This window comes from Oxobacter pfennigii (assembly GCF_001317355.1).
Lineage (GTDB): Bacteria > Bacillota > Clostridia > Clostridiales > Oxobacteraceae > Oxobacter > Oxobacter pfennigii.
The window spans coordinates 40,424-54,067 of the sequence record NZ_LKET01000021.1; the positions used below are offsets into that span (position 1 = coordinate 40,424).

Sequence of the window (13,644 nt, forward strand, 5' to 3'; positions counted from 1 at the left end):
GGTTGGGAAAATGCGCATAATTCATACCTCAGACTGGCATTTAGGCAGGATATTTCACGGAGTTCATTTGACTGAGGACCAGGCTTATATATTGGAGGAGTTAACTCTTCTTATAAAGGATAAAAAACCTGACGTGCTCTTGGTGGCGGGGGATATATTCGACCGCTCTGTGCCCCCCGTTGAAGCCGTCAACCTGCTGGATGAAACTATTTCAAAGATAATTTTAGATTTCAGGATACCAATTATAATGATTTCAGGAAACCATGACAGTGCCGACAGGATACATTTCGGCTCCCGCCTTATGGGCCCTTCCAAGCTTAATGTAACGGGAAGATTTTCTAAAAATATAAATCCTTTGATTATCGAAGATAAATTCGGTTCCGTATTTTTTTACTCCCTTCCTTACGCCGAACCGGCGATTATCAGGGAAGTATTGGAGGATGAAGAAATTCACAGCCATGATGATTCCATGAAAAAAATCATAGCTGCCATTGGGGATAATATGGATAAGTCCAAAAGGAATGTGCTGATTTCTCATACCTTTGTAGCAGGGGGAGAGGGAAGCGAGTCTGAACGGCCTCTTTCCATAGGTGGCACAAGTGTGGTGGATTCATCCTATTTCAAAGACTTTGATTATGTAGCCTTAGGACATCTTCACAGGCCTCAAAAGGTAACATCAGAGACAATCAGATATTCAGGATCTCTTATGAAGTATTCCTTTTCGGAGGCTGATCAGAAAAAGCATATTCCGATTATAGAGATGGACGGCAAAGGTACTGTATCAATAGAAAAGATAGAGCTTAGGCCAAAGCGGGATGTAAGATGTATAGAAGGGTATCTTGAGGATTTATTGAACCACCCCGAGGAGTGCAAGAATAAGGAAGATTATTTGATGGTGACTTTAAAGGATGAAGGAGCCATTTTAGATGCTATGGGAAAGATACGAAGAGTGTATCCTAACACCCTTCACATAGAAAGGCCTCAGATGCTTCTAAGCACCGAATTAAGAGGCCCGGATTCGAATTTTAAGAAAATGGATATAAAGGATTTGTTCTCATCTTTTTTTAACCAGGTTACAGACAGTAAAATAAGCGATGAGCATTTAAAGGCATTTGAAGAAATACTGTCCAAACATAATGGTGCATTGAGGTGGGATTGATATGAAACCTCTTAAATTAACAATGAGCGCTTTCGGACCTTATGCGGATTGCCAGCTTCTTGATTTCTCCGACCTTAAAAACAACAGTATATTTTTAATACACGGGCCTACGGGAGCAGGAAAGACCAGCATATTGGATGCAATATGCTTTGCCCTCTATGGGGACAGTAGTGGCGCCGAGAAGGACGGAAAAAGCCTAAGGAGTCACTATGCCAATTTGGATACCCTTACAGAAGTGGTATTTGATTTTGAGCTTAAGGATAAAAAATACAGAATAAAGAGAATCCCCGAGCAGGAGCGTTTAAAAAGGGCGGGGATAGGTACCACAATGCAAAATTCAGAAGCAGTCATGTGGAGGCTTAAAGAAGGCGGAGAAGAGCTTATAATAAGCGGCTGGAGCAAGGTGACAGATGAGGTAAAAAAAATTATAGGCTTTGAAAGCGAACAGTTCCGTCAGGTAATAATGCTTCCCCAGGGGCAGTTTCGAAAGCTTCTTACGGCTGATTCCAAAGAGCGCCAGGATATAATGGAAAAGATTTTTCATACAGAGGTTTACAGAAAAATCGAAGAAATATTAAAAGAGTCGGCAAAAGAGCTTAGAAACTCCATTATGAAAAAGGAAGAAAGAAGAAAATGGTGCCTTGAAACTTTGGGCTGTGGGGATGTATCAAAGGTGGAGGGGCTCATAGCTGAAAGCACTCAAAGGCTTAGCAATATATCCTTGATATTAAAGGAGAAGAATAAAAAGGTTAAGTCTCTTCAGGATAACCATATAAAAGCCCGGGAAGGGAACGAAAAGTTAAGGGATCTGGAAGAGAGATTTCAGGATTTAGAAGCTTTAAAAGCTTTATCTGAAGATTATGATGCTAAAGGGATTCAGCTTCAAAATGCCAGGAAAGCTGCGACATTAGGGGAGACTGAAAAAGCCACTCGCCTAAGAAGTGAAGATAAGAAAAGGTGTGGGGAGGATTTAAATAATAAAACTGAAGCTTTTAACATAGCCATAAAAAATCATGAAATAATCGAAAAGAAATTTAAAATAGAAAAAGAGAGAGAAAGGGAGAGAGAGGCCAAAAGAAAGACTGTAATAGAGCTTGAAGGCTATATGGATAGGGTAGCGTCCTTAGAAACTTACAGAAATTCCATAGAAAACCTTAAAATAGAGGTTGACAAAATAGCCAAGGACAAAGACAATATTCATAAAAGGCATATAAAAATTCAAGAAAATTTAAAGATTAATTTACAAAGAGTAAAAGAAGCCGAAGAGATTGTTTTAAAGTTACCTATTTTTGAAGATGTTTTTAACAAAAACATGATACTGCTGGAAAAAAGAAACAGCCTTGATAATTTTAAGATAAGGCTTAACGACGTATTTAAAACCCATTCCGTCGCCTTTCAGGAATATGAGAAATTAAGTTTACAATATATTAAAGAAAAAGAAGAATACTTTTCGCTTCAGGAGCTGTGGAATAAAGGACAGGCAGCTATTTTGGCTAGAGGGCTTAAAGATAACATGCCCTGCCCTGTATGCGGATCCATTCATCATCCTAATTTGGCCACAACCCATGAAGCCATTCCCACAGAAATAGAGCTGAAAGAAAAAATATCGTTGGTAGAAAAGCTGGAAAAAGAGAAAAACAATAGAAAAGATGCTTTGGATGAAGTGACTAAAGAGAAAAGCAAGCTGGAAGCATCCATAGAAGCTCTTGAAGCAGAACTTAAGGAAAGCAAGGATATAGATATCGAAAAGCTTAATGTCCAGTTGGAAAATGTTAAAAAAGCATATGAGAAAGCTGAGATTAAGGCAAAAGAGCTTGATGCCTTGAAAGAGGAGCTTAAAAATGAGGAAATCCTGGAGCAGAATATTAAAAACAGTCTTTTGGAGCTTGAAAATATTTTTGCTTCAAAGAATGATGAATATCAGAGAAGCTTAGGTTCTCTTAAGGGAATGGAAGATAACATACCTGAAGCAATAAGGACATTGGAAGCGCTGGAACAAGAGACTTTGAAAGCTAATAATGCTTTTAATGCACTTAAGGAAGCCTTTGATAAAGCCAATAAGGAATATGAGGATTCCTCCCGCCTTTTGACTCAGGCAGAATCATTGAAGGTAAGTGCTGAGATTGCCTTGGAGGAAGCCGTAGTAAAGTACAACCAAGAGAGAGCCCGATTCAGTGAGAGCTTGAAAAAAGCCGGCTTTGAAAAATACAGTGATTATGAAAGCGCCAAGATGACTGAAACTGCCATAACAACCATGGAACAAGATATAAAAAGCTATGAAGGCAAAATAAAATCCGCTGAGGATGCTTATGCAAAAGCCTTAAATGCCTCCCGTGATATCACACTACAGGATCTGGAAGTAATGGAAAAAGAACTTCAAAGTGCTGAGGACGAGTTTAGAGAAGCCATAAAAGAAGAATCAAGCCTGGCAAAAACCATTGGAGATTATAAGAAAACTCATTCTGAAATAAATGAGCTGGAAGAAAAAATAGTTATAGAAGAACAAAAATATTCGGTTGTTGGACATCTTTCCAATGTTTCCGCAGGGCAAAACGGCTATGGTATGACTTTTCAAAGGTTTGTACTTGGAACCTTGCTGGATGATATAACATATGCGGCAACTGAAAGATTGAAACTTATGAGCAAAGGCAGGTATCAACTTCGAAGAACACTGGACAGGGCAAGAAAAAATTCGGCTGGCGGGCTGGAGCTTGAGGTATTTGATACATATACGGGTGTGGAGCGGTCAGTAACCACATTATCAGGCGGAGAAAGCTTTCTAGCATCTCTATCCCTTGCACTGGGCCTGGCTGATGTTGTTCAGTCATATTCAGGAGGAATAAGCTTAGATACTATTTTTGTGGATGAAGGCTTTGGTACCTTGGATCCGGAATCACTGGACTTTGCTATAAGAACATTGATTGACCTTCAAAAAGGCGGACGCCTTGTAGGTATAATATCCCATGTTCCCGAATTGAAAGAAAGAATAGATGCCAGACTGGAAGTAATGATAACTGACAGGGGGAGCAGGGCTGAATTTAAGGTTTCATAATTTTTGATATAAAAGGGGAGGAGAAAAAAATGAAAGTAATGGTTATTACCGGTAGTCCAAATAAAAACGGCTTAACGGCAGCATGCGGCGAGCAGGCAGGGTTAGGCGCTGCTCACGCAGGTGCTGAAGTTTATCATGTAAGATTGAATGATATGAACATAGGCCTATGTCATGCATGCAGCGGCGGCTGGGGAACTTGCAGGGACGAGCATTATTGCCAGGTGCAGGATGATTTCCAGGACCTTCATGCTACTCTTAAGGAAATGGATGGGTTTGTCATAGTCACTCCTGTTTATTGGGGAGACATGAGCGAAAGTACAAAGGCTTTTTTAGACAGGCTGAGAAGATGTGAGGCCTTTAAGAAATCAGGCAGCTTTTTAAGCGGTAAACCTTTTATCATAGTGGCAGCAGCAGGCGGCTCAGGTAATGGTGTAATGTCCTGCCTGTCAAGTATGGAGAGATTTGTTGACCACAACAAGGGAGTAAAATTCGATAACTTGGGAGTTACCAGAAGAAATAAAGAGCATAAGTTAAAAGCCATATTTGAATCAACCAAGACTATGACAGAAGGGATCAAAGAAAGCAGATAATATTTCTGTTATATATTTCGCATTAATTCTTATTATATAAATACACTTGAGGATTATAAAGGCTGCACTATGTGTGCAGCCTTATGTTTATGCATCGAAGCCTATATCCGTAAGATACCATTGATCATCGTATTTTTTGAATTTCATTTCATAAAACTGGCCGTAGCCTTCGGGAGAAAAATATACTTCGGCAAAAACTATTATTTCACTGGCGCTGTTTTTGTGATATCCGGAAATAGCAGCCTCTTTAAGCTCGTTGCTCTCCATTATGTTCATGTATTCTAAAAGCCTGTTATAATCCTGGGGGCGGGAAATATTTTTCAATGACACATCGTCACCGGTATGCATTATGTTTATCATCTGCAGTGCTTTGGCGTTTAAAATATCCTTCTCCTCATCGGTGGGCTCATCAGATATTTCAATCACCGGAGTAGGGGTAATCTCGGGAGCTGGGGTAATGGATGGAGTAACTTCAGGAGTTGGGGTTATTTCAGGTGTTTTAGTTACTGTGGGGCTTGGACTGTTTGATACTATGATTGGGTCCTTTCTACAGCCTGCAGGTATAATCAAAATTGCCAAAAGCAATACTGATATCAAAGCCTTATTTGTTTTGTTCATCATAAACACCCTCCTTTTATTAAATTATACTATAATATAACGATATTTCGATAAGTTTTTTCACAATAATGGGTAATTTGGTATAAAAAAATAAGGCAGAGTGCCTTATTCCATTGCCGTATCAAGTACTTTTTTAATCATATCCAGTGTGGCAGCCCCTTCATGCACCTTAACTCCGTCTACATAATATGTAGGTACATAGAAATAGTCATATTTATCTGCTATTTCCGGCTGTCTTCCTTCATCTATTATGGTTATCTGTATTTTTCTGTATTCCGGATTGTTCTCTTTTAATTCCTCCACCATGGACAGAGCCCGCTGGCAATAAGGGCATGCATTCAATGTAAACATAAGCACAGGCTTCATAATAGTCACATCCTTAAAATTTTATTTATGATTAATACATATAATGTATTTACGTCAGCAAATGGCATTATATAGCTTTTCAAATATTATAGCTATATATTCATATGTTTGACAAGAGGAATGATATCTGTAAGGTATATGACAGCTTTCATGGAATAACGGGGATGAATTTGATTGACTATACTATTGAGTTTAATAATGATACAATAAAATAAAAGTCATATGAGGAGTGTATTTATGAAAAAAATAGTCATATACGGAAGCCATCTTTGCGGGGATACTAACGCACTTATAGATTATCTTTCACAGAAAGGTATTGGATATGAATATCACGATATAAGCAAGGAATTGTCTAATTTGAAAGCTTTTCTAAAAGTAAGGGATATAAACCCCATGTATGATGCAGTTAAAAGTGCAGGCGGAGTGGGCATTCCCACTATATTTGTAGAAGATGAATTAATAATAGATTTTGATCAGGAAAAATTGGAGAAAAGCCTGGGACTGTAATTTTTAATTTGGAGAGTGATAAATATGATTCCAACCCCTCATATCAACGTGGCAGAGAAGGGGATAATAGCAGAAACGGTGCTATTACCCGGTGACCCGCTGCGGGCAAAATTCATAGCTGAGAACTATCTTGATAATCCCGTACAGTTCAACAGCGTAAGGAATATGTACGGCTATACGGGTACATACAAAGGAAAAAAAATATCGGTAAAAGGGACGGGAATGGGCATGCCCTCAATCGGCATATATTCCTATGAACTTATACATTTTTACGGTGTTAAAAACCTTATACGAATAGGATCCTGCGGTTCCTTGCAAAAGGATGTAAAGGTGAGGGATATCGTCGTCGGTATGGCAGCGTGCACCAATTCCAATTATGCAAATCAGTACAACCTTCCGGGAACCTTTGCACCGGTAGCCTCCTGGGAATTGTTAAGGAAAGCTGTGGATATTGCCGGACAAAAAGGCATCGATGTAAAGGTAGGGAATATATTATCGTCGGATACCTTTTATGATGATGACCCGGAGGACTGGAAGAAATGGGCTAGGATGGGCGTTTTAGCAGTGGAAATGGAAGCGGCAGCCCTATATATGAATGCTGCTCGTGCCGGCGTAAACGCACTTTGCATATTAACAGTTTCGGATTCCCTGGTATCACACGAAGCCACCACTTCAGAGGAAAGGCAGAATTCATTCACACAGATGATGGATATAGCCTTGGAACTGGCATAAATTTTAAAAAGGGAACATCTAAAATAAATTTTCGTCAAATAATAAGAGTGCACCGGTATGATAATATTATAATTAGGTGCACTATTTTTGTATTAGTGAAAAGGAGTTATATATGAAACCAGTTGAAGCCATAAAAAGTATAATAGTAGGACTATACAGAAGCTTAAAGCGTTTTCCAGTCCCCATCATTTTTTCTGCTGCGACTATGGTGATGCTCATTTATATGAATGAGACCCGGCCGCCATATCAAAGTGAGCTGCGGGAGCTTTTAACGAGAATAACAATGATTTTTGCTTTAGGTATCCCTTTGTCTCTCAGTATTAAAGTATATTTGGAAAGAAGCAGCAAAAGTATTTTTAACCTTATTGCATATTACGCAGGAGGAGCATTATTACTTGTACTTTACTATTTCTTCCTTTTAAAAGATGTTGAGATGGTATCAATAACAAGATATATCGCCGTAAGCCTGGCACTGTATTTGGGTTTTCTTTACATTCCTTATATGCTTAAAAAAGAGCAGTTTGAAATGTATATTATAAGGATTTTTACAGGCTTTTTCACCACCGTTATTTATTCCATAGTTCTTTATCTTGGACTTGCGGCAATTTTATTTACGGTAGATAAGCTTCTTGGAATCCATATACAAGGAGAACTTTATTATTATACCTGGCTCTTCGTGGTCTTTATTTTTTCACCTTCATATTTTCTGGCAGGCATACCCGAGAGGGAAGTTGAAATTCCAAATGAAAGCTACCCAAAACTCTTCAGGATTCTTATTCTATATATCGTAATGCCTTTGCTGACGGTATATACAACAATATTGTATATATATTTCGTAAAAATAATAGTAACACGGCAATGGCCTGTGGGTTTGGTTTCCCATCTGGTACTGTGGTATTCGGCAATTGTTGTTATAGTTATATTTTTTATAACCCCAATCAAAAACGTAAGTAAATGGGCGGAAAGGTTCATTGTTTTTGCTCCTAAAATCATCCTTCCCATATTGATTATGATGTTTGTATCCATGGGAATAAGGGTTAATGCCTACGGTTTGACGGAAAACAGGTATTTTGTAATTATGTTGGGCTTATGGGCAGCAGGCGTAATGCTGTATTTTTCCTTTATTAAAACTAAGCGGAACATAATAGTTCTTTTGAGCTTATCCATAATTGCGGTTATTTCAGTATTTGGTCCCTTAAGCAGCTATTCCTTGTCAAAGGCAAGCCAGAACAAAAGGTTTGAGAAAATACTGATAAGAAACAATATGCTGAATTACGGTCAGATAACAGCTGCGCCGTCAAACATTTCTTATGAAGATAAAAATGAGTTAAGCAGGATATTGGATTATTTCGATGAAAATCACAGCTTAATCGACGTTAAATATCTGCCTGAAGGTTTTAAAACGGCGGATATGAATAAGGTATTCGGCTTTGAATATGAAGGTGAGAAACCTATATCACCTGAAGGGTATTTCTATCTTTCCAGGAGCCAAACCGAAGCCGGTGTGGATATAAGCGGCTATGACCAAATGTTTGATTCAAGGTATCTGTATAATTCCGGCTTGAACACCGATTATCCCTTTAAGTTGTCCTATGATTACGCTACATCAGTTTTAAAAATAAGCAAGGATGATAAGATAGTATATCAAAAGGAGCTGAATACCTTTGCACAAGGCTTTGCCGGCAAATATTTTATCTCAAAGGATAATCAAGTACCGCCTGAAGAAATGACTTTAGTTGAAGAAAACGAAAATGTAAAAGTGAAAATCATCTTTATAAGCCTATCCGGCAAGACGGATATAAACACCGGATATACTGTGGTGAACAGCACAGAATTTTATGTTTTGGTAAAGGTTAAGTAAAATGAAAAGGGCTGCTCAATCTCGAACATAGCGAAGGTCGTGTTCGGGATTGAGCAGCCCATAATTATTTTGATTTAGATACATAGGTATTATCCTTCATGTAAAACCGCCAGGGATAATCTATGGCTTCTTCTGCATAACCTATGTTTATGCGGGGAGAGGATTCAATTGTAAATTGGGGTTCTATATCATCATAGGCTATGTATAGCTTATCTGAAAGCAAATCCTCACCATTGTCTGAACGGTTTATATTTAATGCAATGCAAAGCTTTCCCGGTCCGTTGGCCAAGTTTTTCTTCTGCATTTTTGAAAGAGTGTCATAATCCTTGCCGTAGCGGTTATGTGACATTTGCTGAAGTCCTCCTACCGGTTCCAATGCTCTTATGAGGACAGCCTGGGGCGTTCCTATATCTTGTGTTACCACATTCATGCAGTAATACATGCCGTATATAAAATACACATATGCAAATCCAGGGAGGCCATACATGATTTCATTTCGCTCTGTCCGTCTTAAATTGTAGGAATGAGCAGCCTTATCATCAGGTCCCATATAGCCTTCGGTCTCTACAATTCTCCCTATAATCAGGTTATTTCCCGTATTACGGACAAGGTATTTGCCCAGCAGCATCCTTGCTACTGTTAGGGTATCCTGCATATAAAATTCCCTGGGAAATATTTTCATATTATAAGACCTGTTCCAGCCGTTTTTTAATTTCTTTTAAGAATTCCTCAGTATAAACGACTTTCTTGTGAGGTATATTTGACAATTCGGCAAGGTCCTTTGTCAAAACGCCTTCTTTCAATGTCTTAACTGCCGCCATCTCAAGTTTGTTTGTAAAATCTATAAGCCCTCCTATCCCGTCCAGTTCCCCTCTTTTTCTCAGAGCTCCTGTCCAGGCATATAAGGTAGCCATAGAATTGGTGGATGTCGCCTGGCCTTTTTGGTGCTGGTAGTAATGGCGTTGCACTGTGCCGTGAGCTGCTTCAAATTCATAATATCCTTCGGGGGATACCAGGACGGAGGTCATCATGGCAAGGCTTCCGAAAGCTGTCGCCACCATGTCGGACATAACGTCACCATCGTAGTTTTTGCAAGCCCACACAAACCCGCCTTCTGATTTAATAACGCGGGCTATAGCATCATCTATTAAAGTGTAGAAATAATTAATGCCTGCTGCCTTGAATTTTTCACTGTATTCGGTATTATATATTTCATCGAATATATCCTTGAATCTGTGGTCGTAAACCTTGGAAATTGTATCTTTTGAAGCAAACCACAGATCCTGTTTAAGGTCCAAGGAGTAATTAAAACAGGATCTCGCAAAGCTTATTATGGATGCATCAAGGTTGTGCATTCCAAGGACAACCCCGGGGCCGTTGAATTCATGTACAGTAAGCCTTGTTTCCTCGCCGTCGTCGGATGTAAATACCAATTCTACCTTACCGGGTTTATCTACCCGGTATTCCACGTCCTTGTATACATCACCGTAGGCATGCCTGGCAACGGTTATGGGCTTAGTCCAGTTCTTTACAAAGGGTTTTATGCTGTCAATAATAATGGGAGTACGAAAAACAGTGCCGTCAAGTACAGCCCTTATGGTGCCGTTGGGACTTTTCCACATTTTTTTTAAGTTGTATTCTTTTACTCTTTCGGCATTGGGGGTTATGGTAGCACATTTTACGCCAACGCCGTATTTTTTTATGGCAAGAGCTGCGTCGACAGTTATAAGGTCATCGGTTTCATCCCTTTTCTCAATACCCAGATCGTAATATTCGGTTTTTAAATCTATATATGGTTCAAGGAGAGTATCCTTTATCATTTTCCATATGATACGGGTCATTTCGTCTCCGTCCATCTCAACTAAAGGGGTATTCATTTTTATTTTTTCAGCCATATGCATTCCTCTTTTCAATTATAGTAGTATGAGTATTTAGGCCCATGTTAATACATAGAGAGTTATAAATATTTCTTATAATATTACCATTAGTCTATTCCGTTATCAACGAAAAATAAGGCTAGCGGCCTTTTATTTTCTGCCAGTATTCATAAGCAGCCTGTTCCATTTTGTTTTTGCCTGCTTTGTAATATGTATTACCCTTGAAGTTATCCGGCAGATATTGCTGTTCAACATAATTGTTGGGGTAATCATGAGGGTATTTATAATCCTGCATTCTTCCTAAATGTTTGGCGCCTGCATAATGTCCGTCCCTTAAATGAGCAGGAAGCTCACCTATATCTTTTGTATCAAGGTCGCCCAGTGCGCTGTAAATGGCAGAAACGGCGGAGTTTGATTTAGGTGCTGTTGCAAGATATAAAACTGCATGGGCTAATGGTATGCCGGCTTCGGGAAAACCTAACTGCAATGCTGCATCCACACAGGATTTTACAATTGTAATTCCCTGGGGTGCGGCAAGGCCGATATCTTCGCTGGCAATAACCAATAGCCTTCTGCATATGGATAGAAGGTCTCCACCCTTTACTAGTATTGCAAGGGCAAGGATGGAAGCGTCCGGGTCGGAGCCCCGGATACATTTTTGGAAATAGCTTAATGCATCATAATGGGAATCTCCGTTTCTGTCATAGTTTAAAACACCGACCTTCAGGCATTCCGCCGCCCACTCCTTTGTTATATGATTATCCTGACAGGTTGAGTAGGCAGCTTCCAATGTATTTATAGCCCTTCTTAAATCGCCGCCGCTTAAATCCGATATATGGAGAATGGCATCATCATCGCATACCAGGCCGGCTGTCTGTTCTTTAAGCAGTTTTACAGCTCTTTGTATGCCTGATATTACTTCTTCCTTTTTTAAGGGCTTGAATTCAAAAACCAGTGACCTGCTTAATATGGCCTTGTATATGCAAAAATAGGGGTTGTCTGCCGTGCTGGCTATCAATGTTATGGTGCCGTTTTCTATAAATTCCAGAAGGGACTGCTGCCTTCTTTTATCAAAGTTCTGAATCTCGTCTAAATATAAAAGTATACCCTTTGACCCCATCAGAGTTTTGGTATCTTCTATGACATCTTTTATATCCTTAATTGAAGCATTGGTGGCATTCAACTTATAGAATCGTTTGCCGGACCTTTCGGCGATAATATTGGCAAGGGTGGTTTTGCCTGTTCCAGGAGGGCCGAAAAATACCATGTTAGGGATGTTGCCTGACTCGATAATCTTGGTAAGCACCTTTCCTTTACCGATTATATGGGATTGCCCGAAAAATTCCGATAGGCTTTTAGGCCTTATTCTTTCAGCTAATGGAGCCAATTTTCTCACCTCTTCTTATTCATTTAATTATATCATAAATACTGCTTAGCAGTATTTATGTCCAATGAATCCTTAAAGGATTCATTAAAACATATTAATAGTTTTTTTAGTCTTTAAAAGGATATAATAGGTTAAATACTGGAATCATTAATAATTTATAAATTTTGGAAATAGATATTGCATAGAATTATCGGACGTAGTATACTATATATACATGTAGTTTTCATATTGCTATATGGAGATTTTAAGACCGTTACAACATTTCCTCTTTTCAAGGAAAGTTATGTAGAACAGTTTTAAATCTAAAATCTTTAAAAAGGAGGAATGTTGAAATGGCAGATAAGACTTTAACTTGCAAAGATTGTGGAAAAGAATTTGTTTTCACTGAAGGCGAACAGGCTTTCTACAAAGAGAAGGGTTTCGAAAATGAGCCTCAGAGATGTCCTGATTGCAGAAGGGCAAAGAAACAGCAATACAACAATAACAGAGGATACAGAAGGTAATTAAATTACGTAATTAATCCTATGGGAGCTTGCTTCCATAGGATTTTTTATTGCCTATTTGAGGAGTTATTAGAGAAAAGGGGACACATACGAAAGGGACATTTCTTTAGGAGTGTCTCTTTCCTCTCCTCTTCCCCCTCAATCATACATCCAATTTGGACATTATGGTAAACCTTCCAGCAATTTTAACTATATTTTTTCAGCCAAGGCAGTTATACTTAATCAAAGGCAGTGAGAAAAATTAAAGAGAAGGTGATGAAAATGAAAAGGAATTTAAGGTTACTGATTGTAGTCGTAATCATCGGTGCTTTATTTATTACTCCAACTGCCAATGCAGCCACATTGCTTAAGGTAGGGTCAAGGGGAAGCGCAGTTTCCTCACTTCAGACCAAGCTTAATACAATTGGTTATAATTCAGGGGTTGCGGATGGAATATTCGGCAATAACACAAAGGCTGCAGTTATGGAGTTTCAAAGAAATGCGGGTCTGGTGGTTGATGGTATAGTAGGACCTGCAACGACAAGCGCTCTAAATTATGCATATCAGCGTAAAATAAAAACCGATGGAATTATATCTTATTCAAAGACACTTATAGGTGTGCCTTATGTCTGGGGTGGGACAACACCATCAGGTTTTGACTGTTCAGGGTATACTAAATATGTATTTGCAAAATACGGAATTACACTGCCAAGAGTAAGCTCTGACCAGTACAAGCAAGGGACAAGCATTGCCTATAATAATTTAAGGCCGGGAGATTTAGTGTTCTTCAGCCTTAATAAAAACGGACAGATAAGCCATGTAGGTATATATATAGGAAACAGCCAGTTTATCAATGCGACATCAAGCAAAGGCGTCGTTATTTCAAGCTTCACATCCTACTGGAAAAATGTCTACGTAGGAGCAAAAAGAGTATATTAAATATGTATATAAAAAGGGCTTCTCGTTTCGAACAACGTAATATGCGCATTGTGGGAGTTCTGAACTTGCAGAAC

The 13,644-nt window shown here is 38.9% G+C and carries 13 protein-coding genes; 8 read left to right on the plus strand and 5 right to left on the minus strand.

Features of this window, described 5'->3' with window-relative positions:
- Positions 1-10 precede the first annotated feature (10 nt).
- From OXPF_RS03290 to OXPF_RS03300, 3 genes are read left to right on the plus strand one after another with little or no spacing between them, the layout of a single operon-like run.
- Complete coding sequence (locus OXPF_RS03290; protein WP_054873779.1) at positions 11-1,159, plus strand: exonuclease SbcCD subunit D; 1,149 nt, start codon at positions 11-13, stop codon at positions 1,157-1,159.
- 1 nt (position 1,160) lies between these two features.
- Complete coding sequence (locus OXPF_RS03295; protein WP_054873780.1) at positions 1,161-4,211, plus strand: AAA family ATPase; 3,051 nt, start codon at positions 1,161-1,163, stop codon at positions 4,209-4,211.
- A gap of 29 nt (positions 4,212-4,240) precedes the next feature.
- Complete coding sequence (locus tag OXPF_RS03300; protein ID WP_054873781.1) at positions 4,241-4,801, plus strand: flavodoxin family protein; 561 nt, start codon at positions 4,241-4,243, stop codon at positions 4,799-4,801.
- Between the two features lie 87 nt (positions 4,802-4,888).
- On the opposite strand, the gene OXPF_RS03305 is transcribed toward OXPF_RS03300, so the two are convergent.
- Both OXPF_RS03305 and OXPF_RS03310 read right to left on the minus strand, forming a co-directional pair.
- Positions 4,889-5,422 carry a hypothetical protein gene (locus OXPF_RS03305; protein ID WP_054873782.1) on the minus strand — a complete coding sequence of 178 codons (534 nt, stop codon included), beginning with the start codon at positions 5,420-5,422 and terminating at the stop codon, positions 4,889-4,891.
- 102 nt (positions 5,423-5,524) lie between these two features.
- Positions 5,525-5,785 (minus strand): thioredoxin family protein, encoded by a 261-nt coding sequence (locus OXPF_RS03310; protein WP_054873783.1) that lies wholly within the window; start codon positions 5,783-5,785, stop codon positions 5,525-5,527.
- Between the two features lie 237 nt (positions 5,786-6,022).
- Here OXPF_RS03310 and OXPF_RS03315 point away from each other — a divergent pair, with 237 nt between their 5' ends.
- The 3 genes from OXPF_RS03315 (at position 6,023) to OXPF_RS03325 (ending at position 8,885) form a co-directional block, all read left to right on the plus strand.
- The gene (locus OXPF_RS03315; protein ID WP_054873784.1) at positions 6,023-6,292 is read left to right on the plus strand and encodes a glutaredoxin domain-containing protein; all 270 of its coding nucleotides are present in this window, start codon (positions 6,023-6,025) and stop codon (positions 6,290-6,292) included.
- A 24-nt stretch (positions 6,293-6,316) separates the two neighbouring features.
- The gene (gene deoD, locus OXPF_RS03320; protein WP_054873785.1) at positions 6,317-7,024 is read left to right on the plus strand and encodes a purine-nucleoside phosphorylase; all 708 of its coding nucleotides are present in this window, start codon (positions 6,317-6,319) and stop codon (positions 7,022-7,024) included.
- A gap of 112 nt (positions 7,025-7,136) precedes the next feature.
- Positions 7,137-8,885 carry a DUF4153 domain-containing protein gene (locus OXPF_RS03325; protein ID WP_054873786.1) on the plus strand — a complete coding sequence of 583 codons (1,749 nt, stop codon included), beginning with the start codon at positions 7,137-7,139 and terminating at the stop codon, positions 8,883-8,885.
- Between the two features lie 64 nt (positions 8,886-8,949).
- Here OXPF_RS03325 and OXPF_RS03330 read toward each other — a convergent pair whose 3' ends face one another.
- The 3 genes from OXPF_RS03330 to OXPF_RS03340 all read right to left on the minus strand — a co-directional run bounded on the left by OXPF_RS03330 (position 8,950) and on the right by OXPF_RS03340 (position 12,149).
- Positions 8,950-9,567, minus strand: coding sequence for a DNA-3-methyladenine glycosylase (locus OXPF_RS03330; protein ID WP_054873787.1), 618 nt, complete (start codon positions 9,565-9,567; stop codon positions 8,950-8,952).
- Between the two features lies 1 nt (position 9,568).
- Positions 9,569-10,780, minus strand: coding sequence for an NADP-dependent isocitrate dehydrogenase (locus OXPF_RS03335; protein ID WP_054873788.1), 1,212 nt, complete (start codon positions 10,778-10,780; stop codon positions 9,569-9,571).
- Between the two features lie 121 nt (positions 10,781-10,901).
- Positions 10,902-12,149, minus strand: a complete 1,248-nt coding sequence (locus tag OXPF_RS03340; protein WP_054873789.1) for a replication-associated recombination protein A — start codon at positions 12,147-12,149, stop codon at positions 10,902-10,904.
- Between the two features lie 332 nt (positions 12,150-12,481).
- Here OXPF_RS03340 and OXPF_RS03345 point away from each other — a divergent pair, with 332 nt between their 5' ends.
- Together OXPF_RS03345 and OXPF_RS03350 are read left to right on the plus strand one after the other, a co-directional pair.
- Positions 12,482-12,652 carry a zinc-ribbon domain-containing protein gene (locus OXPF_RS03345; protein ID WP_054873790.1) on the plus strand — a complete coding sequence of 57 codons (171 nt, stop codon included), beginning with the start codon at positions 12,482-12,484 and terminating at the stop codon, positions 12,650-12,652.
- A gap of 261 nt (positions 12,653-12,913) precedes the next feature.
- On the plus strand, positions 12,914-13,570 hold the full coding sequence (locus OXPF_RS03350; protein ID WP_054873791.1) for a C40 family peptidase: 657 nt from the start codon (positions 12,914-12,916) through the stop codon (positions 13,568-13,570).
- Positions 13,571-13,644 lie beyond the last annotated feature (74 nt).